This is a genomic window from Microbulbifer marinus, from assembly GCF_900107725.1.
GTDB lineage: Bacteria > Pseudomonadota > Gammaproteobacteria > Pseudomonadales > Cellvibrionaceae > Microbulbifer > Microbulbifer marinus.
This window is the reverse complement of sequence record NZ_FNQO01000001.1, coordinates 1,304,548-1,328,423: the sequence shown is the minus strand read 5'-3', so window position 1 is coordinate 1,328,423 and position 23,876 is coordinate 1,304,548. Positions and strand designations below refer to the sequence as shown.

Genomic DNA, 23,876 nt, shown 5'->3' with positions numbered 1-23,876 from the left:
TCATCCCTCATTTTTTCTACTTGATTGTGTATCTGGGGCCTGGTTGAACTGCATAAACGCCGCCTCCAGTCGGTCGGCTGCCGCATCCTCGCCGTTTCTGCGCAGTATCTCGATCACGCACTCGGCGGTGCAGAGGCCGCCCTCCGGCTGGTTGCGCCGCAGGCGGTAGCTGGATGTGCTGTCCGCTGCGATGGCCACCCGGGGTGCCGTCTGCAAGTAGGGGCTGCGGTTATAGATTTTACGGGCTTCCTGCCAGGTGGCGTCGATCAGTATCACATGGGCGAAATCTTCCAGCCGTGCCGGTGTTGAATCCGCGGCGGGGTAAACCAGTGCCGCTTCCCCGCGCTCAACGCTGTCCACCAATGTTGTATCCGGTTCGCGGCGCGCCCAGGCCACGCGCTCTACGATTTCCCCGCAATGCGCAAGGGCGAGCGCGCCGGTGTTGGTCTTGCGGTCGAGCTCGCGCTCATGGGTCAGCAGTGTGATCTTCATACCTTGCCGAGCAGACCAGGGTCTGCGTCGATTCTTGTGCGTCCAGTCCAGTCCGGCTGCCGTTATCTCCAGCACCCGGGATGTCGTTCTTTACCGTCGAACCCCATGCCTGTTTGTGCAGGCGGCGAGAGGCAGGTTCGCCCGTGGTTGCACTAACATAACCTGAAACGCACTGGCCAGGGAGGGCCCGCTATGGCGGAACTGTCGGTTAACGGACAGCAGGTAACACTCAGCGATGATCCCCGTACCACATTGCTCGATACGCTTAGGGAGCTCCCGGGCTTCACCGGTACCAAGAAGGGTTGCGATCACGGCCAGTGCGGCGCCTGCACCGTGCTGCTGGACGGCCGGCGGGTGAATGCGTGCCTGATTCTGGCAGTGCAGTGCGAGGGCTGCGAAGTGACCACCATCGAGGGGCTGGGGGAGGGGGACCAGTTGCATCCGCTGCAGCAGGCCTTTGTCCGCCACGACGGCTTCCAGTGCGGTTACTGCACACCGGGCCAGATCTGTTCGGCCTACGCCATGCTCGAGGAAATCGCCAACGGCGAACCCAGCGACGTCACCGACGAGGACGGGGTGCGTCTCAGTCGGGATGAAATCCGCGAGCGCATGAGCGGCAACCTCTGCCGCTGCGGCGCCTACGCCAACATCGTCGACGCGATTCTCGAGGCGGGCCAGCGGGAGGAATCGCCATCATGAAACCTTTTGATTATCAGCGCATCGGCGCCGTGGAAGAGATCGACGCGGACGCCGGCGAGCGGAGCAGCTTTCTCGCCGGCGGCACCAACCTGGTCGACCTGATGAAGCACGAGATAGAGACACCGGAGCGGTTGCTGGATATTTCCCGGCTCGAGCTGGCGCAGATCGAGGACGGCGATCAGGGCGGCCTGCGGGTGGGTACCCTGGTGACCAATACGGGGCTGGCCAGCGATGCCCGTGTGCGGGAGCGCTGGCCGCTGCTGTCTTCGGCGTTGCTGGCCGGCGCCACGGCGCAGCTGCGCAACCGCGCCACCACCGGCGGCAACCTGCTGCAGCGCACCCGCTGCTATTACTTCTACGACACTGCCCGCCCCTGCAACAAGCGCGAGCCGGGCGAGGGTTGCGGTGCGCTCGCGGGGCACAACCGCATTCACGCCATCCTCGGCGCCAGTGAGCAGTGCATCGCCACCCATCCATCCGATATGGCCGTGGCCATGGTCGCGCTGGATGCCAGGGTCAGGCTGCGCGCGGCCGATGGCAGCCAGCGGGAGCTGCCGGTGGAGGAATTGCACCGGCTGCCCGGCGATCACCCTGAGCGCGACACGGTACTGCAGCCCGGCGAGCTGATCCTCGGAGTCGACCTGCCGGCGCCACCGCCGGGCCGGCACATCTACCGCAAGGTGCGGGACCGCAGCTCCTATGCGTTCGCGCTGGTGTCGGTTGGCGCGATCCTGCACGTGGCGGACGGCAAGGTGGGCAGCGTGCGCATCGCCTTCGGCGGTGTGGCCCACAAACCCTGGCGCGCGCGCAAGGCCGAGCAGGCACTGCAGGGCCAGGCGGCCACCGAGGAGAATTTCCTGAAGGCAGCCGACGTCGAGCTGGCCGACGCGCGAGGCTACGGTGGCAACGATTTCAAGATTCCGCTGGCCCGGCGCACGCTGGTGGCCGTCCTCAGGGATGCGGCTCGCGCGACAGAGGAGAGCACGCCATGACGAATTCCGCATCCATCGGCCAGCCACTGGATCGGGTCGACGGACCGCTGAAGGTCAGCGGCGCGGCCACCTATGCGGCCGAGCACCAGTTGGATCATGCGCCGCTGGTCGGTTGGATCGTCGAGGCCACTATTCCCACCGGGCGCATCAAGGCGCTGGATACCAGCGCGGCGGAGAACAGCGCCGGCGTGGTGGCGGTGCTTACCCACAGGGACAGCCCGGCGCAGACGCCATTCGGCGAGCCGGACGACGAGGGGCGTTTCACCCAGTCCCGCGCTATGCTGCGCGACGATCGCATTCGCTATCACGGCTTTCCGGTCGCGCTGGTGATCGCCGATACGCTGGCGAATGCCCGCCACGCGGCGGGGCTGGTCGAGGTCAGCTACGAGTCCGAGCCGGCGGTGACCGTGGCCGGGGAAGACGCGGACGAGAAACCCGACGAGCTCGACGGCGGCCTGGATGCGGATGTCAGCCGGGGGGATTTCGAGCGGGCCTACGGCGATGCCGACGTGACCCTCGATGTCACCTACAGCACGCCGAACCAGGCGGCCGCCGCCATGGAGCCCCACGCCACCATCGCCGAATACGATGGTGAGGAACTCTGGGTCTACACGTCGGTGCAGCTGATCGGCCCCGCCGTGCAGGTGCTGGCCAATACGCTGAACCTCGATCCGGACAAGATCCGCGTGCTGAGCCCCTACATCGGCGGCGGCTTCGGTTCCAAGCTGGGCCTGCACAACGAGGCCGTCCTGGCCTGCCTGGGCGCGATGCACCTGGAGCGGCCGGTCAAGGTCGTGCAGCACCGGCGCCACGTCTTCCACAACGCGCCGCATCGCGGCAATTCGGTGCAGCGCATCCGCCTCGGCGCCAGCCGCGACGGCAAACTGCAGGCCATTGGCCACGATAGCTTCATGCCGCGGGCCAGGGATTACGCCTTCGCCGAACCCACCGGCGCGTCGGCGCGCACTACCTACCGCACCGACGCGCTGCTGAGCCGGCACCGGGTGAAGACGGTCGACATATCATTGATCGACTCCTGCCGCGCGCCGGGGCACTCCATCGGCTCGCTGGCCTTCGAGTCCGCCATCGACGAGATGGCCTACCGCTGCGGCCAGGATCCAGTGGCGTTTCGCCTGGCCAATATGCCGGACAAGGATCCCAGCAGCGGCAAGCCCTTCTCCAGCCACGACCTGGCCGAGTGCCTGCGCGAGGGCGCGGCAAAGTTCGGTTGGGACCAGCGCGAGTCCGCCCCGCGCAGCCACGAGCGCGGGCGCCAGTTGGTAGGCTATGGTGTCGCCAGCACCATCCGCATCAACATTCTGGTGAAATCCACCACCCGGATACGCCTGTCCGATGACGGCAGCCTGATCGCGTGGGCCAACATGACCGACATCGGCACGGGTACCTACACCATCCTCACCCAGATCGCCGCCGATATTCTGGGCCTGCCGGCCGGGCAGGTGCAGATCGAACTGGGGGACTCCGCCTATCCGGCCAGTTGTGGCTCCGGCGGCTCCTTCGGCGCCGGCAGCTCCGGCTCCGCGCTGCGCGACGCCTGCATGAAATTGCGGGAGAAGCTGGTGGATATCGCACGCAAGCAGGAATCATTAAAGAGTGCAGACTTTGATGGCGCGCGCTTCGAGCGGGGCAAGCTGGTGCTGGGCGACAAGGAGGTACCGCTCACCGAGCTGGTGCGTCAGTCCGGCCACGATTACCTGGAAGTCGAGGGCAAGGTGGAGCCGGGCGAGGAGCACGAAAAATATTCCCAGCACTCCTACGGCGCCCAGTTCGCCGAGGTGACCGTGGATCGGGATACCGGTGAGGTGCGGGTGCAGCGGATGCTGGGGGTGTTCTCCGCCGGGCGCATCCTCAATCACAAGACCGCACGCTCCCAACTGCTGGGCGGCATGGTGTGGGGTATCTCCTATGCGCTGCTGGAAGAGCTGATGCTGGACGAGCGCTACGGCGCCTTCGTGAATCGCGACTTTGCCGAGTATCACCTGGCGGTCAACCGCGATATCCCCGAGGTGGAGATCCATTTCCGCGAACAGCCGGACAGCCACTCGAATCCGCTGGGCTCCAAGGGTATCGGCGAACTGAGCATCAGTGGCGCCGGCGCCGCGGTGGCCAACGCCGTCTATCACGCCACCGGCGTGCGGGTGCGAAACTTCCCGATCACGCTGGACAAGTTACTGGAGCATTTGCCCTGAAGCTGGCGCGGACACGGACAATGTTTCGCAGAAGCAGCGACGGGAAGAAAATAAGGGTACGAATGGCACTGGCTCGCTGACTGGCAAGCTACACTCTGCGCGCCTGCCAGTATCTGTCCCGCCAGTAGTAATCGGTCAGTCGCGAAATTTTCACGCCGTGCTTTGTCGAAGCGTGCAGGAATTTGTTGTCTTCGATGTAAATGCCGACATGCCTGGTGTTTGCGCCGGTCTTGAAAAACACCAGGTCGCCGGCGCGCAGCTGGCTGCGCTTGACTGCCTTGCCGACCAGGGACTGGTACTTGGTGGTGCGGGGGAGTTTCACCCCGAGGTGATCGCGGTAAATGTTAACCACCAGCCCGGAGCAATCGATTCCCCGCTTGCTCATGCCGCCGAGGACATAGCGGGTACCTTTCCACTCCCGGTGCTGTGAATAGAGCTTTTCTTTTACGCTCCTGTCGTTCTTTACGACCTTGGGGGTTTCCCGTAGCGGCGTTGGCGGAGTTTGTGTCTTGGGCTCCGTAGCGGGTTCTGCGGGGGGCTGCTGGTACGGGGCCAGGCTACAACCCGTGGTAGTGGCTATCAGGAAAAGGATCGGGACCAGTAGTTTTTTATTCATCGGATCTTATTGTTAGCAAAGCAGACTCATCGGTCCCATCGCAGCATGGCAACAGCTCGATGCCTGCGGCGGGCAGGTAAATCGCGTTTGCGGGCGGACTACCTACAAGCGCGGCTCAGTTCCTGCGAGTACGGGAAGCGGTAAATGGTACCAGAGTACAAGATGAGGCTGAACATAAACTGAACAGCTGGCTTGATATTGGACAGGCTGGCGCCAGATATGTTGCGTCAGTGCCGGTGCATTGATTTGGCCGGCAAAAGAAATCTGCTCTGACCGGTGATGCCGTGTTGTGGCTGCTGCCGTTCAGTGGCCATTTCACCGCAATAGATTGGGGTATTGTTCAATTTTTGAACAGTTGTCTCGCGCACTGACAGGCAGTATTTACTTAGAGGGAATGAAGCACCTCCACCGCGATGGCGGAGGTGCCCATCAGCTAGCTGCTCAACCTATTTTCCTGGAAAACAGCTGCTGGATACTGGAAAAATCCAAACCTGCATTGCCCATTTTTCCGTGCAGCCCGAACAGGTTGTGCACCAGTGAGCCCAGGGGCGTATGGGAGTTACTGGCATTGGCCGTGTCCTGGGCAAGGCGCAGATCCTTGCTCATCAATTGGACCTGGAAGCCGCCGGAATAGTCCCTGCTGGCGGGGACGTTTTCCATCACGCCGGGCATCGGGTTGTATTTTTCCAGTGACCAGTTGGCACCGGAACTTTTCAGCATGATTTCCGACAGCACTTTGGGGTCCAGGCCGTTGTCCACGCCCAGTTGCAGTGCCTCTGCGGTGCCGGCCATGTGAATGGCGAGCAGCATATTGTTGCAGATCTTCGCGGTCTGGCCGGCGCCGGCGGCGCCGGCGTGGAAGATATTGGCGCCCATGGCGGAGAGCAGTTCGCGGGCGCTGTCCACATCCTCGGCATCGCCACCGCACATAAAACTCAGGGTGCCCGCTGCCGCGCCGGCCACGCCGCCGGATACCGGGGCATCTATCGCGCGCAGGCCGCGCTGCTTCGCTTGGGTTGCCAGCCGTTTTGACGTGGCGCTGGAGACGGTGGAGCAGTCGATGATCAGCGCATCCTCGGGAATATGGGCGAGTAACCGGGTGCCGTCGATATAAACGGATTCCACGGCGGCGTCGCTGGGCAGCATGGTGATTACGTACCGGGCACCGGCGACGGCGTTGGTGGCGGAGCTCGCTTTCTCCACGCCGCGTTCCGCGGCGGCATTCAACAAATCTTCTGACAGGTCGTAACCCTGCACCCGGAATCCGGCCTCGACCAGGTTGGCTGCCATTGGGCCACCCATGTTGCCGAGGCCGATAAATGCTACCGTCTTACTCATCACCAGTACCCTCAAATAGTCCGCGGTTTTCCAGTTTCAGCAGTTCGCTCATCGTATGGCCTCCGTCGCGCCTTCCTGCAAAATGCGGCGCGCGATAATCAGCCGCATAATTTCGTTGGTGCCTTCCAGGATTTGATGTACCCGCGCATCGCGCAGATAGCGCTCCACCGGGTACTCGCGGATATAGCCGTAGCCGCCGTGCAGTTGCAGCGCATCGTTGCAGATGGTGAAGGCTTCGTCGGTGGCGAAGCGCTTGGCCATGGCGCAGTAGGTGGTCTTGTCCGCGGCGTTTTCGTCCAGTTTGCTGGCTGCCAGGCGCACCATCTGCCGCGCTGCCACCAGGCGTGTGGCCATGTCCGCGAGCTTGAATTGCAGCGCCTGGAAATCGGCCAGTTTCTTGCCGAACTGCTGGCGCTGGTGCATATATTGCTGCGCGGCATCCAGTGCCGCCTGGGCGGCGCCGATGGAGCAGGTGGCGATATTGATGCGGCCGCCGTCGAGGCCCATCATGGCGATCTTGAATCCCTCGCCCTCGGCGCCCAGCATAAACTGTGCGGATACCCGCACATTGTCGAAACTGATGGCGCGGGTGGGCTGGCTGTTCCAGCCCAGCTTTTCCTCTTTCTTGCCATACCCGATCCCGGCGGCATTTGCCGGTACCGCGAAGGCGGAAATACCTTGTGGGCCTTCACCGCCGGTGCGCGCCATCACGATCAGCAGATCCGTGGAGCCGGCGCCGGAGATAAACATCTTGCTGCCGTTGAGAATATATTCATCGCCGTCGCACCTGGCACTGGTGCGCAGGTTGCCGGCATCGGAGCCGGCACCGGGTTCGGTGAGGCAGTAAGAGGCCAGGAACTCGCCACTGCTCAGCTTTTTGCTGAACGCGTTTTTAACGGTGTCGCCGCCGAAAGTGGCCAGCATCCAGCAGCACATATTGTGAATGCTGATATAGGCGGCGGTTGAGGTGCAGCCCGCGGCCAGCTCCTCCAGAATAATGGCGGCGTCCACCCGCGACAGGCCCATGCCGCCGGCCGCCTCGGGAGTGTAGATCCCCATAAAGCCCATTTCCCCGGCACTGCGCAAAACATCCACGGGAAAATGGCATTGCGCATCCCACTCGGCCGCCTTGGGCGCGAGTTCGCCGCGGGCAAAATCCCGCGCGGCCTGCTGGTAGCTGCGCTGCTCTTCGTCGAGATTGAAATTCATCGATAGATCCGAAAAAAAGAAACGGCGCGCGGGGCGCGCTTCAGACTGTTGATAAACCCCGCATTCCGTTCTGAGCTGGTGCGGTGGCGGCCAAGCACTAGGACGAGCATTTCGAAACGCTGTGAATACATCCCTGTAAGCTCCGGCGGCGACGTCCTGTCGCCGACGGTTCGAAATCCTCGTCCTAGCACTTTGCCTTAAATTTTGACTGCGTAACTTTGTCAGCAACCTGCGGCGCGCGGCGCGCGCCCTAAGCCGTGAACAGCGGTGTTACTTGAGCTGAATGGTCATGTTCGGCTGCTGCGCCAGTTCGATATCGGAATCAAACCAGCGGGCGGTCACGGTTTTGGTTTCGGTGTAGAAACGCACCGCCTGTTTGCCGTAGGCGTGCTGGTCGCCGTAGAAGGAGGCGCGCCAACCGGTAAAGCTGAAGAAGGGCAGGGGTACCGGAATGGGCACATTGATTCCCACCTGGCCCACCAGGATTTCGTGCTGGTATTTGCGCGCCGCAGCGCCGCTGCCGGTGAAAATGGAGGTGCCGTTGCCGAAAGGACACTCGTTGATCAGCTGAATGGCTTCGTCCAGCGTGTCCACCGTCATCAGGCAGAGCACCGGGCCGAAGATCTCTTCCCGGTAGATGGCCATTTGCGGCGTTACGTCGCTGAAGACGGTGGGGCCCACCCAGTTGCCGTCCGGGTATCCCTCGACCACCACCTCGCTGCCATCCAGCAGGCAGGTTGCGCCTTCCTCCTTGCCGCGGTTGATAAAGTCCAACACCCGCTCGCGAGCCTGGGGCGAAATCAGCGGTCCATAGGCAGCTTCCGGATCGTCCCAGGCGCCGGGTTTGACCTTGGCCAGGGCCTGTTGAATCTCGGGGATCCACTCCCTGGCATCGCCCACCAGCACCGCCACGGAAATGGCCATACAGCGCTGACCGGCGGCACCCACGGAGGCGCCCACCAGGTTGTTGATCACCGCCGCCTTGTTGGCATCCGGCATGACCACCATATGGTTCTTGGCACCGGCAAACGCCTGTACCCGCTTCAGGTTGTCTGTGCCCTTGCGGTAGATGTACTGGCCGACGGGCACGGAACCGACAAAGGAAATTGCCTGGATATCCGGGTGGTCGAGCAGGAAGTCCACCTGCTCCTTGCCGCCGTGAATCACCTGCAACACACCCGCGGGGGCGCCAGCCTGCTCGAACAGCTCCACCAGCTTGGTGGGGGTAATGGGATCCTGCTCCGACGGCTTGAGAATAAAGGTATTGCCGCAGGCGATCGCCATCGGGAACATCCACAGCGGAATCATCGCCGGGAAGTTAAATGGCGTGATACCGGCGCAGACACCCAGTGGCTGGGTATAGGAGTAGCAGTCGATAGACGTGGCCACATTCTCGACCGTCTCCCCCATCATCATGGAGGCGATGTTGGCCGCCTGTTCCACCACTTCGATACCGCGCCAGATATCGCCCTTGGCGTCTTCAAAAGTCTTGCCGGTTTCCTGAGCGAGGAGCTTCGCCAGTTCTTCCTGGTGCTCCTTCAGCAGCGCCTGATAGTTCAGCATCACCCGCGCGCGGCTGGATACCGGGGTCTCCTTCCACGACTGGAAGGCTTTCTTGGCGGAGGCCACCGCCCGCTGCATCTCGTCCTGGGTGGCGAAGGGCACCCGGGTCAGCACCTCCTGGGTGGCCGGATTGGTAACATCTTGCGAGTTTGCGGAAGCGGATAGCTCCCACTTGCCGTCGATGTACAAAGGAATGCTGGCGGGTATTTGCTTGTTCATGGCCTTCACCTGATAAGTTTTCTGGCCTTATAAGAACACAGGCGCGGCGCCGTGCGAATTGATTAATTTGCCCATTTAATGGACTATCTTGCCCTCCAATGTTCAGAGTCGAGGGCAGCGGCATGGCGAGCAGAGCCGCTGGCGGCAGCGGGCAGCGTAAAACCGAAGTCACTTCCAGTTGGCCGCTGCCGAAAAGCGGGGTCCGCTTCCTGGTGCCCGCCTCCCTGGTGGCGCGCATGCGCGACAACACGCTGACCCGGGAAATGTACCCGGTGGCCGCCGGTTACTATCCGCGGGCCGCCGGCCACCATATGCGGCGCCGACAGCACCGCAACTATCTGCTGATGTATTGCACTGAGGGCAGGGGGGAGGTGACAACTGCGGCGGGGCGTTTTCCGGTTGCGGCCGGGGACCTGATCTATCTGCCGGCGGGGGTGGCCCACGAGTACAGCAGCGATAAACGCGATCCGTGGACACTGTACTGGGCGCACTTCGACGGCATTGAAGGCTCGACGACCCTGCGCCAGATGCCGGCCTGGGAGGCCGTCACCACCATTGGCCTGCACCCCAGAATCATCGCCGACTTCGAGCGCCTGTTCGAGTTGCGCTGGAGCGGCGACCACCTGGATGCCTTCATTTACGGCAGCTATCTGTTGCGGCAGATCGTCAGCTATATCTCACTGATGGCCCGGCGCCACCCGCCGGGCCGCGGCATGGCCATCGATCTCGATCTGGCGGTGCGGTTTATGCAGGACCATCTGCACGAACACCTGACGCTGGAACAGCTGGCGGCGCAGACGGGGCTGTCGAAATTCCACTTCTCGCGCAAATTCACCGCCGCCACCGGCCAGTCCCCGATACAGTATTTCATTCACCTTAAAATGCAGCGCGGCTGCCAGTTGCTGGATGCCAGCGACAGAAGCATCAAGCAGGTGGCGGCGGATCTGGGCTATGAGGATGTCTACTACTTTTCCCGCCTGTTCAAGAAGGTGATGGGGCTGTCGCCGGCGCAATACCGGAAAAATAAACACCGGTAAGAGAGCCCTCAGCGCGAAAAGAGCCCTCAACGCGAAAAGAGCCCTCAGCGGTAAGGGAGCCTTCAGCCGTAAGAAAGCCCTCAGCGTTAACAGAGCCCTCAGCCTGATGGAGCTCCCAGTCGGGCCTGCGCCGATGGGGCGCCCTCGGTCAGAAGCGGGACAGCTCGTCGCGCAGGTCCTGCCCCAGGTCTGACGGCTCGGTAATCCAGACGCTCTTGTCCGGGCCGGGGAATACCCCGATTTCGATACCGTCTCTCTCCAGTCCCGCCAGCCACTTCTTCAGGAACTGGGGCAGGGGAATGCTTCTGGGCTTGAGGTCGCTGTCGTCGCCGGCATAGGCCGCGGCGAACTCCGCGGCCGGCCACACCGGCAGGTACTCGAAGCCGCCGTGTTCGTCCGAATGCAGCTTCAGGAAGTGTTCCTCGCTGTTGACCAGTATCCAGACCTCCCGTTCCTCGCCCACAAGGTCGAGGAAAACCTCGAAGCGCTCTTCAGTACCCAGGGCCAGTATTGCGTCCAATTCTTCTTTGCTCATAGTGTGTTTCGATTCTGTTGGCTAAAGCCCCGGAGCGGAGCCATCCGAAGCGCGGCACGGTGCGCCTGGGATGTCGGCAGGGGGCGGCAATCAATAGTCGGGATGGCGTAAAGCCATGGTATCAAACGGTGTCGTGGGTCCGCGCCTAAAAGCCTGACTCTAACCCAAATATTAATAATCGGCTGGCTCCCTCGCACCCTACACATTCAATAACAGGTGCTCACGCTCCCATGGCGATATCTCGCGGTGGAACTGGCGCAGCTCTTCCTTTTTGACTTCCGCATACAGCCGGCAGAAATTCTCCCCGAGCGCCTGGTGGACCTCGTCGGCGTTGGCAAAGATACGCAGCGCTTCGTCGAAGGTCGTGGGGATATAGGATTCCGTATGCTGGTGGTCATCCAGCTCGCCTTCTGCCGGCGCACCCGGCTCGATTCGATTCACCATGCCCAGGTAGCCGCAGGCCAGGCTCGCGGCGATCGACAGGTACGGGTTGGTGTCGACGCCGATCACGCGGTTCTCCAGGCGGCGATCCTGGGCACCGGAGTGTGGCACCCGCAGGCCGGTGGCGCGGTTGTCATAGCCCCAGGCCAGGTTGGTCGGCGCACTGGAGTTGGCCTCCGATTCGAAACGCCGGTAGGAATTGACGTTCGGTGCGATCAACGGCATTACTTCCCTCAGGTGTCTCTGGGTGCCGCCGATAAAGTAGCGGAACAGGTCGGTCTCATTGCCGTCGCCATCGGAGAAGATGTTCTGCCCGCTGGCAATGTCGACCACGCTCTGGTGCACATGCATGGCGCTGCCGGGCTGGTCGCGCATCGGTTTGGCCATAAAGGTGGCGAACATATTGTTGTTCAGCGCCGCCTCCTTGATGATGCGCTTGAAGTAGAAAACCTGGTCCGCCAGCAACAGCGGGTCGCCGTGGGTGAGGTTGAACTCGACCTGGCCAGCGCCATCCTCCTGGATCACCGAATCGATATGCAGGCCGGCGGCTTCGGCATAGTCGTAGATGGTATCTATCACCGGGCCGTATTCGTCGACGGCGGACATCGAATAGGACTGCAGCGCGGTACCGGAGCGGCCGTTGCGGCCGACGGGCGGCTGTATCGGCTCATTGGGGTCGATATTCGGCTTGGTCAGGTAGAACTCCAGCTCCGGGGCAACAACCGGCTTCCAGCCGCGCTGTTGATACAGGCCGATCACCTGCTTGAGGATATTCCGCGGCGCGCAGAAAATCGGCTTGCCGTCGAAATCCTGCAGGTCGTGGATGATCTGCAGCGTGGCCTGCTTGGCCCAGGGCACCGCCATCGCCGTCGACATATCCGGCACCAGCACCATGTCGCTCTCCGCCCACTGGTTGTCGATATCCATTTCCACATCCTGACCGGTGATGGTCTGGTAAAAAATCGAAATCGGCAGGAAGATCGGCGTCTCGGGCGAAAATTTATTCAACGGCATCGCCTTGCCGCGGGACATGCCGTTCAGGTCGGGAATGATGCACTCCACTTCATCCAGCCTGCGGCCGTTCTGGTAGGCCTTGAAAGCTGCGGGTAATGCGTTAAGCCAGGAACGGCTTGCGGGCTGACTCATGGTGACTCCGACAACGGGAATGATAGGTGGCCACAGTGTAAAGGAAATGTGACGGCGAGGGATGTGATTTAGGCCGGCAACGAAATGACTTTTCGGCATCGCATCCGGGACCGGTATAAGCCTTCAGGCACACTTTTGATCGACTGGCTACAGCCAATCACCCGGAACTGATCCGGAGCGGCGGAACCTGCGTAGTAACGGAATTTAACCCAATACCGGGCAGGAAAATAAGATGAGTGAACTGATTAGGCTGGTCTACGCGAGCGAGGCGGCGTTTGAAGCCGCACCAGTGAAGCAGGGAGTGGAGCCGTCCGTGGCCCGTATCCTGATGCAGAGCCGGCGGAATAACAGCCGTGAAAATATTGGAGGCGTGCTCTATTTTGGCGATGGGCATTTTTTCCAGGCGCTTGAGGGCGACCGCAACGCGGTCAACCGGACTTACCAGCGTATCGCGGCCGATCCCCGGCACCGGAATGTGACCATTCTGTCGCTGAAAACCGTACCGAACCGCCTGTTTGCAGATTGGTCAATGAAGTATGTTCCGGTGGAGCAGGCGGTAAGGGAGTTTGTCCGCAGCCGAGACTATCAACGGTTTGAGCCTTTGCGGTTTCGGGAAGAGGAAGCCGAGGCGCTGATTAAACTGTTTCACCAGCAGCAAAATGGCGATGCTGCAGCTGTTGCTAAGAAGCGCAGCTGGTTCGGCCTGCGTAACCTGTTTTTCTCCTCCAGAACAGGCTCCGCGGGAAACTAGCAGGCGAAAAACCGAATCGTAGCAGTTCAGGCCTGAACTGCTACGTATGATGTAGGGGGTTACCGCAACACCTCGGCACTGAAGCGCCTGCGCAGATAATCCTCATCGAGGGTCTCATGCCAGAGGCCCGTCTTCTGTCCCTTATCGAAGGCGATTTCGCCGATCCTGCCGGCGTTGTACTTCAATACGCTGGGGGTGCGGTAGTTGGCGATATCGTCGGTGTAGGCCTCTTCCGGTGAAATGATCGACCAGCCTTTGGCTCGCAGGGCATCGGCGAGGTCGCCGACAAACATGGCTGTAATATCCATCTCGTGCATCAGCAACACATGTTTGGGCGAGCGGCCGATATGCTGGATGGCCATCTGATCGTAATGCTCGATGCCCGAGATCATCACCTCGAGGTAGAAGCGCCGCAGCTTGTCCAGGTCGACTTCTATCCCCTTGGCGACGGCCTGCTGGAACAGCGTTTCGATATACCAGTCGTAATTATTGAGCGTGATATAGGCGTTCAAGTAACCCTGCTCATCAAGGAAATGCCGCATACCGTCGCGCTTGGCCTGGGTATTGCCCTCACGCAGGTAGGGAAAGCGGAACCATTTTTTGAATGTGGGGAAATCGCCCAGGATACGATCGGCCTCGCGCACATTGTCGATGTAGGCCTGTAACTCCTCGCCGTTGAAATTCGGATGCGTATGGCTGTGGTTGGCGATGATGTGGCCAGCATTGCCGTAGGTCTTGAGCCGCTGCAGCTTCTCGCCCTCGAGCTGCCCGGTGTTGGCAAAAAACGCCACCTCGCCTACCTTGTGTGCTGCGAGCTCGTGCAGCAGCTTTTGCGCGCGCGTGGGCCCGTCAAAATAGCCAGAAGCTTTTCTCGGCGCATCGTCGAAAGTGAAGGCCACTTCCCTGGCGTCAGCGAGGGCGCTGGCGAGCAGGAGGAGGGCGGTCAGCAGGTGTCGCATGGTGTTGTGTCCGAGTGAGTGAGTTTCCGGCGCGATTCACTAGGTGATACTCTCGCGCTTAAACATAAACGGCAATCGCCTGGTTAGCACTATGGAAGAAATCCTCTCGAACCCGATGGCCCTGTTGGTGATGGTGGGCATCGTTTCGATTGCGTGTCAGTACCTGGCATTTAAGCTCAAATTGCCGGCGATCCTGCCGCTTCTGCTGGCCGGCCTTGCGCTCGGCCCGCTGACCGGCGTACTCGATCCCGACGCCCTGTTCGGCGACCTGCTGTTCCCGCTGGTGTCGCTGGCGGTCGCGATTATCCTGTTTGAGGGCGCGCTGACACTCAAGTTTTCCGACCTCGCCGGGCACGGCACCATGGTGCGCAACCTGTGTACGCTCGGTGCCCTGGTGACTTGGCTGATCGCCACGCCCGCCGCCTACTATGTGCTCGGCATGCCCATGCAACTGGCCGCGCTGTTCGGGGCCATTGTCACGGTTACCGGGCCGACCGTCATCGTGCCGATGCTGCGTTCGGTACGCCCCAATTCGCGTATCGCGAATATCCTCCGCTGGGAGGGCATCGTTATCGACCCCATCGGCGCGCTGCTCGCGGTGCTGGTGTACGAGTACGTTGTGGCTGCGCAGGATGCCGTCGAGCACACGCTGGTGATTCTGCTGCAGGTAGTGGCGATCGGCTTCGGGCTCGGCTCGCTGATGGGGTATTTTCTCGGCTCGCTGCTCAGGAAAAACTGGGTACCGCACTACCTGCGCAATACCGCGGTACTCACGCTGATGCTCGGTGCCTACGCCGCCTCTAATCTGATCACGCACGAATCCGGGCTGCTCACGGTGACGGTGATGGGTGTCCTGATGGCCAACATGAAGGGGCTGGATGTCGACGATATTCTCGAGTTTAAGGAAACCCTGAGCGTACTGCTGATTTCGGCACTGTTTATCCTGCTTGCCGCACGGCTGGAATGGTTCACGCTCGCTCAGCTGGGCTGGGGATCGCTACTGGTACTGGCGGCGATCATGTTTGTGGCCCGGCCGCTATCGGTATTTCTGTCATCACCCGGCTCGGGTCTCAACTGGCGCGAGCTGGCGATGCTCAGCTGGATTGCGCCGCGGGGTATCGTCGCCGCAGCGGTTTCCGCGCTGTTTGCGCTGAAACTGGATGAACTCGGGCTGGCAAAATCCGAACTGCTGGTACCGATGGTGTTCCTGGTGATTATTGCCACGGTCGTTCTGCAAAGCCTTACCTCCAAGACCATTGCCAAACTGTTGGGCGTGCGCGCTCCCTATCCAAACGGTTACCTGATCTTCGGTGGCGGCAAGTTTGCGCGCATGTTGGCCAAAGACCTGATGGACAAGGAGGTTCCCGTCATCATTGCGGATACCAACTGGGACGCCATCCGCGAGGCGCGCATGGACAACATTCCCACTTACTACGGCAACCCGATCTCGGAGCATGCCAGCCTGACCATGGATCTTTCCACCGTGGGCAAGGTATTGGTGCTGTCGCCCTACAAGCAGCTGAACCCGCTGGTGGCCTATCACTTCGAATACGTGCTGGGCAAAGGTTCGGTGCTCGGCCTGGGCTTCGGTACGCAGGAGGGGCGGGCCAGCCACCAGGTGTCGGAAGACTACGCAAAAACACTGGAGCTGTTCTCTGAGAACGCAACCTACAGCCGCCTTGCCAGTCTGGTGGCCAAAGGCGCAACGATCAGGACCACGCGCCTGACCGAAACCTTCACCATCGAGGATTACAGGGAAACCTACGGCAACCGCGCCACGCCGCTGTATGCGCTGGACCCGCAGGGCAGAGTGCACCTGTTTACGATTTCAGGCGACGTTGCGCTGAAGGAGGAGTGGCAGATTGTCAGTCTTATCGCGCCGGAGGAGGGAGCGGAAAAGCCGGCCGACGGTGAACTCTCGCCGCAGGGCAGCCTGCCAACAGGCTAGAGGGACACCGGTATGGCGGGGCGAGGGAGGCTACTGGTACTCGACCATAACCTCGTTCCTGCGCAGGAAGGGCAGCGTCCAGGGTGGGTTATAGCGGGCCAGTTCCGGCTCGCCGCTGGCGCGCAAGCCTTTTTCGTCGAGCCAGGCGAGCAGATCCGCAGTCTTTTGTGCGACCTTCTGCTCACCGGCCAGCCCGGAGAAACGGATCACGGCGTAGCGGGTTTCGGGAAGCTGACGGATCGTCACGGCGGCATTGTTGGGGCGGGGCAGGGTTTCCATCGTGTAGCGGCTGGGCATCACGAAGGAAACCCGCCAGCGGCCGCCGCTTTCCTGCATGCTGACCGGCGCCGTCATACTGATCTTTTCCGAGCGCGGCTCCATGCTGACGGGGGCGGTCATCTGGATTTTCTCGCTGCCGCCGTTTCCGGCGGTATTGTTGCCGAAAATGTAATTGGCCAGTAATCGAAACCCCATACTCGACGCCTCATCCATCGAGCCAGCCACTACCACCTCGGCCACGATCCTCGGTTGGTAAGTGCGCAGCTCGAACGGCGCGGATTGCTCGGTAACCGAGTACTCAGGTTCTTCAACCGCCATCGCATAACCCGCCAGTATGGCCAACAATAATCCCAGCAAAAGTCGAGCCATGTGGTCGTTCCGCCAGTTAGCGCCAGATCGCATTGCAAAGTGTAGAAGGCTGACGATGTGTCCGCCGCGGCAGCGCAGTGCGGCGCGGTGAACGCCGAGAGAATCGAAGTTGCCGGCGCTGGTGGTAGACTCCCTTCTTTGTCCGGCGTCCGGCTCTATCGCTATCGCAGACGTGTACAGCCGCCGCGCCGAGATCTGGATCAGCAAGCACTGGAAAGAGAATTATGGGTTATTTTGTTGGCGCCTATGCCACTGCGCCGGTCACCGAATCCTGGGATCCCGCGATTCAGGCCGAATACTATGACGGCCTGAAGGCGATGCCGAATGTCCGCGGCCTGGAGCACCCGTTTACCGGCGCGCTGCACGCAGAGGATGACGACTGGTTCCTGGCGAATATCGATCCGCAGTGGGATTTCGTCTTCACCGGCATGCCCGGCGTCATGCAGCGGCTGGGCAGTGATGCCAGCTTCGGCCTCGCGTCCAGCGCAGAAGCGGGGCGGCAGGCGGCGCTGGCATTTTACGAGCAGGCGCGACAGGCCATTCTGAAGCTGAACCGCCACCTCGGCCGCCAGGCGGTCACCGCGCTGCTGATCCACGCCGCCCCGCGCGTAGCGGCGGATAACGGACCCGACGCGGCGGCGCTGGTCTCCTCGCTGCAAACCCTGGCGTCCTGGGACTGGGACGGCGCCGCGCTGGTGCTCGAGCACTGCGATGCCCAGCTGCCGGGGCAGGGTGCCGACAAGGGCTTTATGCTGATTGAAACGGAAATCGAGGCGGTGACCAGCGCCAACTGCGGCGCCGACCACCCGGTGGGCCTGTGTATCAACTGGGGCCGCTCGGCGCTGGAGGCGCGCGGCGTGGACGGGCCGGTGGCGCACCTCGAGGCGGCGCGGGAGGCGGGCCTGCTGCGCGGTTTGATGTTCTCCGGCGCGTCGGGGCAGGAGGGTCCCTACGGGGCCTGGCGCGACACCCATATGCCGCCGGCGCAGGCGTTCGGCATCCCGGCCTTCGAGCCCAGCTCACTGCTGACCGAAACGGAATTCCGCCGCTGCCTGCAGGCCTCCGACGCCAGCGCGCTCGATTTCATGGGCGTCAAGATCTCGGTGCGCCCGGACTCGCTGAGCGTGGGCGAGCGGCTGGCCTATATCGCCGGGGCGCTGCATATCCTGGACCGGATCAGCGGGTAGGCCGCCGTCGGTATATTGGAATAATCGGGATCGAGATAATCGGGGGAGACCAGAGTTTCGGCGTCATATGCATTGACTTGAATTGACGCCAGAAAGTTGATCTGCCCCTATTCATTACATTCCGAATGCGTGCCGCGGAACTCACATCCGTGCCGTTCAGCGCGTCGGTTAACGCGATTTGTTAGCCATCACTCAGGAAATGCAAGACACAATCGGTGAACGTCGTGGGACTTTCCATATGTATGGAATGTGCCGCATCCGCGATCAGGCAAACACTTGTACTCGGAATCGCCTGCAAAACCCTAGCGCTGTCTTTTGGGGGGAATAGCAGGTCCTCTTGCCCGCTAATGATCAGGGTCTTTGCCTTGATGCCCGGCAGCTGTTCCCGGCAATCAAATTCCTCGATGGCATTGACCTGTTTTGCGAACGCCGTGTCACTCTGGGGGTAGGGATACTCAATTGCAAAGCGCAGCGCATCGTTTAATGTTTCGCTATTCTCAAAAAAGCGCCTGGAAAATATCCAGTAAAAGACGTTGCGAAACCAACGCTCCGTGTCCATTCCCGATTTCAGATAGGAAACCCAGTCGCGAAATAAATTATTGTTTCTGTCTGAATTAACAGCTGACGTTCCCACCAGGATCAGTTTGGAAACATGTGCAGGGTAGCGGATGGCACAATCCAGTGCCGCAAAGCCTCCCATGGAATGCCCAAGCAGCGTGGCGGATGGCAGCTGCAAATGTCCGAGAAGTGCAATGCAATCGTCGGCAATCTGCTGAATGCTTGTCTCAACATCCTGCGGCTTTGTTCTGCCAGTACCTCTGTTGTCCGGAAGGATAACAAGGTAATGCTGCGACAGCTCTTCCACTATCGGCTGCCAGCTCTGGGAGTCGCTGGCAAGACCGGCGATCAACATCAGTGGTTGGCCCTTTCCGTGACATTCGTAGTAGAGGTCAACGCCATTGACGATTGTGGTCGGCATGTTGCCGTAACCTCCATGAATAGCTGGCTAACGCCGCGCTCTTCGGCAAATTTGGCGCAGAGCGGAAGGCTTGTCCGGCCGTAGCGCTTTGTACGGCGCAATCCCGGCCGAAGTCATGAAATTCGCCCAAAGCAATTACGCCAGACAATTGAGCTACCCCCGTTTGTTTCCAAGTGAGCGATTGGTTGGAATTTACAGCAACCAATGGTTTTAGAGGGAAGGGACTTTCAACGTCAATAAATATATAAGACGCCAGGTCGAATCCAGTATTCAACCTGGCGGCGTACGCTTGATGCGGTGGGCATCGAATAGAGGAGGTTTGGTTACGGGCTGCGCCGCCCGCGGGTCAGCGCCCCGGCCCGGCAAAGAACCAGATAATCAGCCCCAATACCGGCAGTAGCAGCACTACGAGGACCCACACCAGTTTCTTGAGCCCGGAAGCCGAGCTTTGCAGGATCTTGATAATGGCGTAGATATCGGCAATTAAGATCAGTAACCCGAGGATGCCTTCCATGATGACACCGCCCTCCGAAAAAGTGACCCGTTATAAGTGCGCAATTATAGACGCTGGCGCCCGGTATCCACACCGGCATGCGGAGTAATGATGCAGATGACGACAGAGCGCATCTGCCACTGACTGGATACCAAGGATCACGCCGTCTATAGGCCGGGTTGCCCGGGCAGGGAATCCCTGCCGCCATCTGTTTTCCCCGAATAGCACTTCACAAGCCTTCGTGAAATCCCTGGCCCACCGGGCCCCCGAAAACTCCTGGGCTAGACTCAGGATTGCCACTATTTTCTGGAGCCGCTGGCCGGGCAGGTGTTCTAACGAATATGTATTGGAATTCGGGGCAAAACGCCGCCAAGGCAAGCGCAGTTGAGGTGCCTATGCGACATCAGTTGGGGCAGGTGATTGCGTTAACAGTATTTACCTGCATTACCTCGATACAGGAGGCCTCCGCGCAAGACGCTGGCGAGGCCGATCGCGGTTACTCACTTTGCTCAGGGGACTCCCTGTCTGACTGTCCGGGCGGTGCGAAGCAGGCCTTGCAGGAGAGGGGCATAGACCTCGACGTCTGGCTGACTCAGTTCTCCCAGGGCGTTACCGCCGGTGACGGCGACAAGAGCTGGCAATACGGCGGCAAAGCAGACCTTATCGTCAACCTGGACATGTCAAAGCTGGGTCTGTGGAACGGCTTTTCGATCAACGTGCACCAGGAAGGGATTTTTGGTGACGATGCCAACAACCCGGGCAGTGGCGAGCTGTTCCCGTTCAATACGGCGCTCGCCTATCCGCGACTCGGTGGCAGTGACGGCGAAACGGCGATTACGCTGAAGCAGACCTTCGGTGATCGCTCTTCGCTGGCCTTCGGCAAGTTCAATATGCTCGACGCAGCCGCCAAGAAACCCCTCGCCGGCGGCGGTGGCCTCGACACTTTCATGAATATCGCGCTCGCGGCGCCGGTCAGTGGGGTAACGCCGCCGTATCTGTTTGGCATCATTGGAACGCACAAAGCGGAACACGCGGGCCTTGTACTGATGGTCTATGACCCCCGCAACGCCCAGGATCGGAATGTAATCGAGGATCCCTTCTCCGACGGCACAACAACAAGCCTGTCGGCGACATTCCCGCTAACGATATCCGGCGAGAAAGGTTTCTACAGCGTGCGCGGTGTCTACAGTTCGAAAAGCGGACTGGACCTTGCGACCATTCCCGCGCTTATCGACCTGCCCCCCGAGGCCCAGTCCGTCCTCGTGAAAAAAGGCTACTGGTATCTAAGCACCGCTGTGCAGCAATACCTCTACCACTACCCGGGCAACCCGGACCTTGGCTGGGGCCTGTTTGCGGAAGGTGCAATTTCCGATGGCAATCCCAATCCACTCAAATGGCACTTCGTGGCCGGCCTCGCCGGACAGGCGCTGTTCCCCAGTCGCACACAGGACCGCTGGGGCATCGGTTATTTCAAATATGGCCTGAGCGACCGCCTGACCGACGGGCTGGCACAGATCGGCTCCACCATGCCATTCGATCCGACATTTTTCATCGGCGCGGAGAGGGGAGTCGAAGCCTTCTACAACTTCTACGTGATGCCCTGGCTGCGCCTCACCGCCGACGTGCAAAGGGTCAAGCCACACGAGAAGAGCCGCGACGACGTTACCGTTGGGGCCGTGCGCTTGCAGATCCGCTTCTGAGTTGAGGCACGGTTGCGAAGGTACCCGATCCGATGGTACTGGTTCGCAGTCTGTTCGATGTCGAGCCGCACGACGGGGATAATGACACACCCACGAAATGCCATGGATAAGATGGGAATAATGGGGCGCACATCAAATGCCTTACTTTTGCGTTGCCGCTGAAGGCGCTCGAAGAGGAAGGGAAGGAGAAGGTGAGGGGGGAAAGCGTAGCGCTACCGTGTTGACCTGGCCGTCGTTTACTCCGGCTGTTGTCTCCCTCCTTGCCGGCCGATCGCTGTCTATACTTCGCGCTAAGTTGATGGATTGCCACCGCTAGCGGTGTATTGTTGGTCGCAGCTTCCTCGCTGACGGAAAAACCCGGTGCCCGCCAAGGCATGCGGGCAGAAGAGGCGGGGGCCGGCTGACGAAGGAGAAAACTACTATGGCGCAACTTAGCCAGCGCGAGCTTGAACTCGTCGCAATCGGCGCTGCAATGGGCAGCAATTGTGTGCCCTGCATCGAGTATCACATCCCTGAAGCGAAGAAGGCGGGCGTGTCCGACGAAGAGATACGCGAAGCACTCCTGCTTGCTGACAAGGTGCGTAAGGTGCCAGCCCGTAAAGTACTCGAGGCGGCGAACCACATGCTGGGCGGCGACACACCAGACGAATAGCTCGCCCGGCCCTGATGCCCGCGCGCGTCAGCGCCTCCCGCCCTGTTGCGCCGGCAAGGGCACCGGTACCTTGCCACCACCACTGCGAACAGCGCCCGTAATTATTCAAGGCCGTTTCGCCGGTGAATGCAGACTCAGCACGGTTACCGTGAACAGTATCAACGCTATGCCCAATCCCTGCGGGGCTGTCAGGCTTTCACCTATAACTACGACACCAAACAGTGCAGCGGTGACCGGCTCGACCATCGCCACAATCGAGGCCACAGTCGGTGCGGTGCGCTTCAGGCCGGTGACATAAAGCGCGAATGACAGGCCAGCGCCGAGCACACCCAGCAGTATGAACAGCGGCAATTCTGGTGCGCCCAGCACGGCAATGGACCGATCGGCACCAGCAGGCCAGATTAGGCTTATGGCCACCACCGCGAAGGCAATGGTAAGGACAGCCTGCGGACTGCCGTGCGGCGCCGCATACTTGAAGCCAAAAATAAACACCGCGTAGCACAACCCCGCCAGCAGCCCTGCAGCAATGCCCAGCAGCGTGATGCCATCGATGCTGGTGTCGTAAACCTGCGTCAGCAAAATGATGCCGAGCATCACCAGTGCGATAGCGACCAGTTTTACCGGGGTGAGGCTTTCGAGCCGCAGGGCAAACGATACGAGATATACAATTGCTGGGGCGCTGTACATCAAGGTGACGGCAACGGCCACGCTGCCCTGGGCGATGCTGATGGAATAGAAGGCAAAGTTACCGGCGACGCCGAAACCGGCAAGCACGGACCAGAACCACAAGCCGGCACTTCCCAGCCCACTGCCGCCGGGCCGCAGGAGCAACCAGGCGCAGGCAAACAGGAACCCGATCGCGCCGCGGCAGAAGGCAACGACAACCGGCTCCCAGCCGCTGCCCATCAGCATGGCGGCGATACCGCCGGACAAGCCCCAGCATAGCGCTGCCAGGGCCACGAGAGCTGTACTGGCGCCAGCCACCTGATCTCCTGTTGAAGGCAATGTGTTTAGTACACTACAGCACACTTCAGGGAAGCCCGGGAATCCATAGTCCGGGCTGCATTCACACTGTGTACCAACCAACGGTACCGGTTGGCCGTACGCATCCCCTGTGCCTCTCCTGTGGCTCTCTTGTACCACTCCTGTCGCTCACCAATCGGGACAGGCTCTGTGTTACATTGCACGCCTTATATCCACCGCCACACAGCGAGCGCACGCGATGAAACCCTGGATCGAACTCGGTACCGCCCAGATTCCCAACGGCGGCGGTGTACTCACGCTGCGCCAGCGCGACCAGGAGTTCTCCATCTCCCTGTCCGGCCCCCGCGGCGAACTGATGAACAGTCGCCGCTATAACAGTGAGCGGGAGCTGTCGCTGCTCGGCTGCGCCCACCTGAAGCAGCACAACAACGCCCGTGTGGTCGTCGGCGGCATGGGCATGGGGTACACACTCGCCGCCGCGCTCGAGGTGCTGCCGGCCGATGCAGAGGTCATCGTCGCCGACCTGATCCCCGAGGTGGTGGAGTGGAACCGCGGGCCGCTGGGCGCCTGCGCCGGCCGGCCACTGGACGACAGCCGCTGCAGCGTGCATATCGGCGATGTGCGTGAGCTGCTGGAAAAGGGTGACAGTGACTATGACGCCGTGCTGCTGGATGTCGACAACGGCCCCGAGGGGCTGACCAAGAGCGACAACAACTGGCTGTACTCCCTCGACGGCACCAGCTGTATCTACGAGAGCCTGACGCCAGGCGGCATGCTGGCGGTGTGGTCGGCGGGGCCCGATAGCTTTTACGTTCACCGGCTGAGGAAGACCGGCTTTGACGTCGAGGTCAAGACTGTGCGCGAGCGCCCGGGCAAGGGGGCGCGGCATACGATTTTTCTGGCAAAGAAAACGTCCGTGTGACGCGCAAGAATAGTTGAGGTCAGGTCAACATTTTGACACTTTTTTGCTTTGGTTGATTAGGGGGCAAAATTTTTATCTGACCCCATTTATTCGGCGGCACGCAACTCTCTCGGTTGGGCCTCAATCTCTGAGTTGGGACAGCCACCACCCAAGCCT

Annotated in this window: 21 protein-coding genes and 1 pseudogene; 10 read left to right on the top strand and 12 right to left on the bottom strand. The window is 60.9% G+C overall.

Annotated elements, in window-relative coordinates:
- Window positions 1-492 (bottom strand): tRNA-uridine aminocarboxypropyltransferase, encoded by a 492-nt coding sequence (locus tag BLW36_RS05770; protein ID WP_091386986.1) that lies wholly within the window; start codon window positions 490-492, stop codon window positions 1-3.
- A gap of 192 nt (window positions 493-684) precedes the next feature.
- Between BLW36_RS05770 and BLW36_RS05765 the strand changes: the two genes are divergently transcribed.
- Genes BLW36_RS05765 through BLW36_RS05755 form a run of 3 tightly spaced genes read left to right on the top strand, consistent with a single transcriptional unit; the run spans window position 685 to window position 4,393 of the window.
- Window positions 685-1,191: a (2Fe-2S)-binding protein gene (locus BLW36_RS05765; protein ID WP_091386034.1), complete on the top strand. Its 507-nt coding sequence runs from the start codon at window positions 685-687 to the stop codon at window positions 1,189-1,191.
- A complete protein-coding gene (locus tag BLW36_RS05760) occupies window positions 1,188-2,183 on the top strand; it encodes an FAD binding domain-containing protein (protein ID WP_091386031.1) in 996 nt (331 codons plus the stop codon). The genes BLW36_RS05765 and BLW36_RS05760 overlap by 4 nt, the downstream gene beginning before the upstream one ends.
- Window positions 2,180-4,393 (top strand): xanthine dehydrogenase family protein molybdopterin-binding subunit, encoded by a 2,214-nt coding sequence (locus BLW36_RS05755; RefSeq protein WP_091386029.1) that lies wholly within the window; start codon window positions 2,180-2,182, stop codon window positions 4,391-4,393. Before BLW36_RS05760 ends, BLW36_RS05755 begins: the two co-directional genes overlap by 4 nt.
- An 88-nt stretch (window positions 4,394-4,481) precedes the next feature.
- Here the strand turns inward: BLW36_RS05755 and BLW36_RS05750 are convergent, their stop codons facing one another.
- From BLW36_RS05750 to BLW36_RS05735, 4 genes and pseudogenes are all read right to left on the bottom strand, one after another.
- Window positions 4,482-5,009 carry an NlpC/P60 family protein gene (locus BLW36_RS05750; protein ID WP_091386027.1) on the bottom strand — a complete coding sequence of 176 codons (528 nt, stop codon included), beginning with the start codon at window positions 5,007-5,009 and terminating at the stop codon, window positions 4,482-4,484.
- 441 nt (window positions 5,010-5,450) lie between these two features.
- Window positions 5,451-6,368: pseudogene (mmsB, locus tag BLW36_RS05745) on the bottom strand (3-hydroxyisobutyrate dehydrogenase); the annotation flags it as partial.
- 27 nt (window positions 6,369-6,395) lie between these two features.
- On the bottom strand, window positions 6,396-7,556 hold the full coding sequence (locus BLW36_RS05740; protein WP_091386025.1) for an acyl-CoA dehydrogenase family protein: 1,161 nt from the start codon (window positions 7,554-7,556) through the stop codon (window positions 6,396-6,398).
- 270 nt (window positions 7,557-7,826) lie between these two features.
- A complete protein-coding gene (locus BLW36_RS05735) occupies window positions 7,827-9,338 on the bottom strand; it encodes a CoA-acylating methylmalonate-semialdehyde dehydrogenase (RefSeq protein ID WP_211567139.1) in 1,512 nt (503 codons plus the stop codon).
- Between the two features lie 122 nt (window positions 9,339-9,460).
- Between BLW36_RS05735 and BLW36_RS05730 the strand changes: the two genes are divergently transcribed.
- Complete coding sequence (locus BLW36_RS05730) at window positions 9,461-10,375, top strand: AraC family transcriptional regulator (protein ID WP_170833130.1); 915 nt, start codon at window positions 9,461-9,463, stop codon at window positions 10,373-10,375.
- Window positions 10,376-10,523: 148 nt separating this feature from the next.
- Here the strand turns inward: BLW36_RS05730 and BLW36_RS05725 are convergent, their stop codons facing one another.
- The gene (locus tag BLW36_RS05725) at window positions 10,524-10,910 is read right to left on the bottom strand and encodes a DUF2750 domain-containing protein (protein WP_091386021.1); all 387 of its coding nucleotides are present in this window, start codon (window positions 10,908-10,910) and stop codon (window positions 10,524-10,526) included.
- A gap of 198 nt (window positions 10,911-11,108) precedes the next feature.
- Entirely contained in the window at window positions 11,109-12,497 is a 1,389-nt protein-coding gene (locus tag BLW36_RS05720; RefSeq protein WP_091386019.1) for a glutamine synthetase family protein, read from the bottom strand.
- 232 nt (window positions 12,498-12,729) lie between these two features.
- Between BLW36_RS05720 and BLW36_RS05715 the strand changes: the two genes are divergently transcribed.
- The gene (locus BLW36_RS05715) at window positions 12,730-13,248 is read left to right on the top strand and encodes a BLUF domain-containing protein (RefSeq protein WP_091386017.1); all 519 of its coding nucleotides are present in this window, start codon (window positions 12,730-12,732) and stop codon (window positions 13,246-13,248) included.
- Window positions 13,249-13,307: 59 nt separating this feature from the next.
- Here the strand turns inward: BLW36_RS05715 and BLW36_RS05710 are convergent, their stop codons facing one another.
- Window positions 13,308-14,207, bottom strand: a complete 900-nt coding sequence (locus BLW36_RS05710; protein ID WP_091386015.1) for a polysaccharide deacetylase family protein — start codon at window positions 14,205-14,207, stop codon at window positions 13,308-13,310.
- A gap of 91 nt (window positions 14,208-14,298) precedes the next feature.
- On the opposite strand from BLW36_RS05710, the gene BLW36_RS05705 reads away from it, so the two are divergent.
- Window positions 14,299-16,155, top strand: coding sequence for a cation:proton antiporter (locus BLW36_RS05705; protein WP_091386013.1), 1,857 nt, complete (start codon window positions 14,299-14,301; stop codon window positions 16,153-16,155).
- Window positions 16,156-16,185: 30 nt separating this feature from the next.
- On the opposite strand, the gene BLW36_RS05700 is transcribed toward BLW36_RS05705, so the two are convergent.
- Window positions 16,186-16,803: an SOUL family heme-binding protein gene (locus BLW36_RS05700; RefSeq protein ID WP_211567138.1), complete on the bottom strand. Its 618-nt coding sequence runs from the start codon at window positions 16,801-16,803 to the stop codon at window positions 16,186-16,188.
- Window positions 16,804-17,027: 224 nt separating this feature from the next.
- On the opposite strand from BLW36_RS05700, the gene BLW36_RS05695 reads away from it, so the two are divergent.
- Window positions 17,028-17,990, top strand: a complete 963-nt coding sequence (locus BLW36_RS05695; RefSeq protein WP_091386011.1) for a DUF4862 family protein — start codon at window positions 17,028-17,030, stop codon at window positions 17,988-17,990.
- Window positions 17,991-18,171: 181 nt separating this feature from the next.
- Here BLW36_RS05695 and BLW36_RS05690 read toward each other — a convergent pair whose 3' ends face one another.
- The gene (locus BLW36_RS05690; RefSeq protein ID WP_211567137.1) at window positions 18,172-18,969 is read right to left on the bottom strand and encodes an alpha/beta fold hydrolase; all 798 of its coding nucleotides are present in this window, start codon (window positions 18,967-18,969) and stop codon (window positions 18,172-18,174) included.
- Window positions 18,970-19,315: 346 nt separating this feature from the next.
- Window positions 19,316-19,483: a PLDc N-terminal domain-containing protein gene (locus tag BLW36_RS05685; protein ID WP_091386009.1), complete on the bottom strand. Its 168-nt coding sequence runs from the start codon at window positions 19,481-19,483 to the stop codon at window positions 19,316-19,318.
- Between the two features lie 374 nt (window positions 19,484-19,857).
- On the opposite strand from BLW36_RS05685, the gene BLW36_RS05680 reads away from it, so the two are divergent.
- Together BLW36_RS05680 and BLW36_RS05675 are read left to right on the top strand one after the other, a co-directional pair.
- The gene (locus BLW36_RS05680) at window positions 19,858-21,162 is read left to right on the top strand and encodes a carbohydrate porin (RefSeq protein ID WP_170833129.1); all 1,305 of its coding nucleotides are present in this window, start codon (window positions 19,858-19,860) and stop codon (window positions 21,160-21,162) included.
- 421 nt (window positions 21,163-21,583) lie between these two features.
- Entirely contained in the window at window positions 21,584-21,814 is a 231-nt protein-coding gene (locus BLW36_RS05675) for a carboxymuconolactone decarboxylase family protein (protein ID WP_091386005.1), read from the top strand.
- A gap of 105 nt (window positions 21,815-21,919) precedes the next feature.
- Here the strand turns inward: BLW36_RS05675 and BLW36_RS05670 are convergent, their stop codons facing one another.
- The gene (locus tag BLW36_RS05670; protein WP_091386003.1) at window positions 21,920-22,798 is read right to left on the bottom strand and encodes an EamA family transporter; all 879 of its coding nucleotides are present in this window, start codon (window positions 22,796-22,798) and stop codon (window positions 21,920-21,922) included.
- Window positions 22,799-23,036: 238 nt separating this feature from the next.
- On the opposite strand from BLW36_RS05670, the gene BLW36_RS05665 reads away from it, so the two are divergent.
- Entirely contained in the window at window positions 23,037-23,720 is a 684-nt protein-coding gene (locus tag BLW36_RS05665; RefSeq protein ID WP_091386001.1) for a spermine/spermidine synthase domain-containing protein, read from the top strand.
- Window positions 23,721-23,876: the final 156 nt, after the last annotated feature.

Coding starts and splice junctions, on each gene's coding strand:
- BLW36_RS05675 (WP_091386005.1), top strand. CDS start 21,584: ATGGCGCAACTTAGCCAGCGCGAGCTTGAACTCGTCGCAATCGGCGCT.
- BLW36_RS05680 (WP_170833129.1), top strand. CDS start 19,858: ATGCGACATCAGTTGGGGCAGGTGATTGCGTTAACAGTATTTACCTGC.
- BLW36_RS05765 (WP_091386034.1), top strand. CDS start 685: ATGGCGGAACTGTCGGTTAACGGACAGCAGGTAACACTCAGCGATGAT.
- BLW36_RS05665 (WP_091386001.1), top strand. CDS start 23,037: ATGAAACCCTGGATCGAACTCGGTACCGCCCAGATTCCCAACGGCGGC.
- BLW36_RS05705 (WP_091386013.1), top strand. CDS start 14,299: ATGGAAGAAATCCTCTCGAACCCGATGGCCCTGTTGGTGATGGTGGGC.
- BLW36_RS05685 (WP_091386009.1), bottom strand. CDS start 19,483: ATGGAAGGCATCCTCGGGTTACTGATCTTAATTGCCGATATCTACGCC.
- BLW36_RS05730 (WP_170833130.1), top strand. CDS start 9,461: ATGGCGAGCAGAGCCGCTGGCGGCAGCGGGCAGCGTAAAACCGAAGTC.
- BLW36_RS05720 (WP_091386019.1), bottom strand. CDS start 12,497: ATGAGTCAGCCCGCAAGCCGTTCCTGGCTTAACGCATTACCCGCAGCT.
- BLW36_RS05760 (WP_091386031.1), top strand. CDS start 1,188: ATGAAACCTTTTGATTATCAGCGCATCGGCGCCGTGGAAGAGATCGAC.
- BLW36_RS05755 (WP_091386029.1), top strand. CDS start 2,180: ATGACGAATTCCGCATCCATCGGCCAGCCACTGGATCGGGTCGACGGA.
- BLW36_RS05735 (WP_211567139.1), bottom strand. CDS start 9,338: ATGAACAAGCAAATACCCGCCAGCATTCCTTTGTACATCGACGGCAAG.
- BLW36_RS05725 (WP_091386021.1), bottom strand. CDS start 10,910: ATGAGCAAAGAAGAATTGGACGCAATACTGGCCCTGGGTACTGAAGAG.
- BLW36_RS05770 (WP_091386986.1), bottom strand. CDS start 492: ATGAAGATCACACTGCTGACCCATGAGCGCGAGCTCGACCGCAAGACC.
- BLW36_RS05715 (WP_091386017.1), top strand. CDS start 12,730: ATGAGTGAACTGATTAGGCTGGTCTACGCGAGCGAGGCGGCGTTTGAA.
- BLW36_RS05700 (WP_211567138.1), bottom strand. CDS start 16,803: ATGGCTCGACTTTTGCTGGGATTATTGTTGGCCATACTGGCGGGTTAT.
- BLW36_RS05695 (WP_091386011.1), top strand. CDS start 17,028: ATGGGTTATTTTGTTGGCGCCTATGCCACTGCGCCGGTCACCGAATCC.
- BLW36_RS05710 (WP_091386015.1), bottom strand. CDS start 14,207: ATGCGACACCTGCTGACCGCCCTCCTCCTGCTCGCCAGCGCCCTCGCT.
- BLW36_RS05740 (WP_091386025.1), bottom strand. CDS start 7,556: ATGAATTTCAATCTCGACGAAGAGCAGCGCAGCTACCAGCAGGCCGCG.
- BLW36_RS05690 (WP_211567137.1), bottom strand. CDS start 18,969: ATGCCGACCACAATCGTCAATGGCGTTGACCTCTACTACGAATGTCAC.
- BLW36_RS05750 (WP_091386027.1), bottom strand. CDS start 5,009: ATGAATAAAAAACTACTGGTCCCGATCCTTTTCCTGATAGCCACTACC.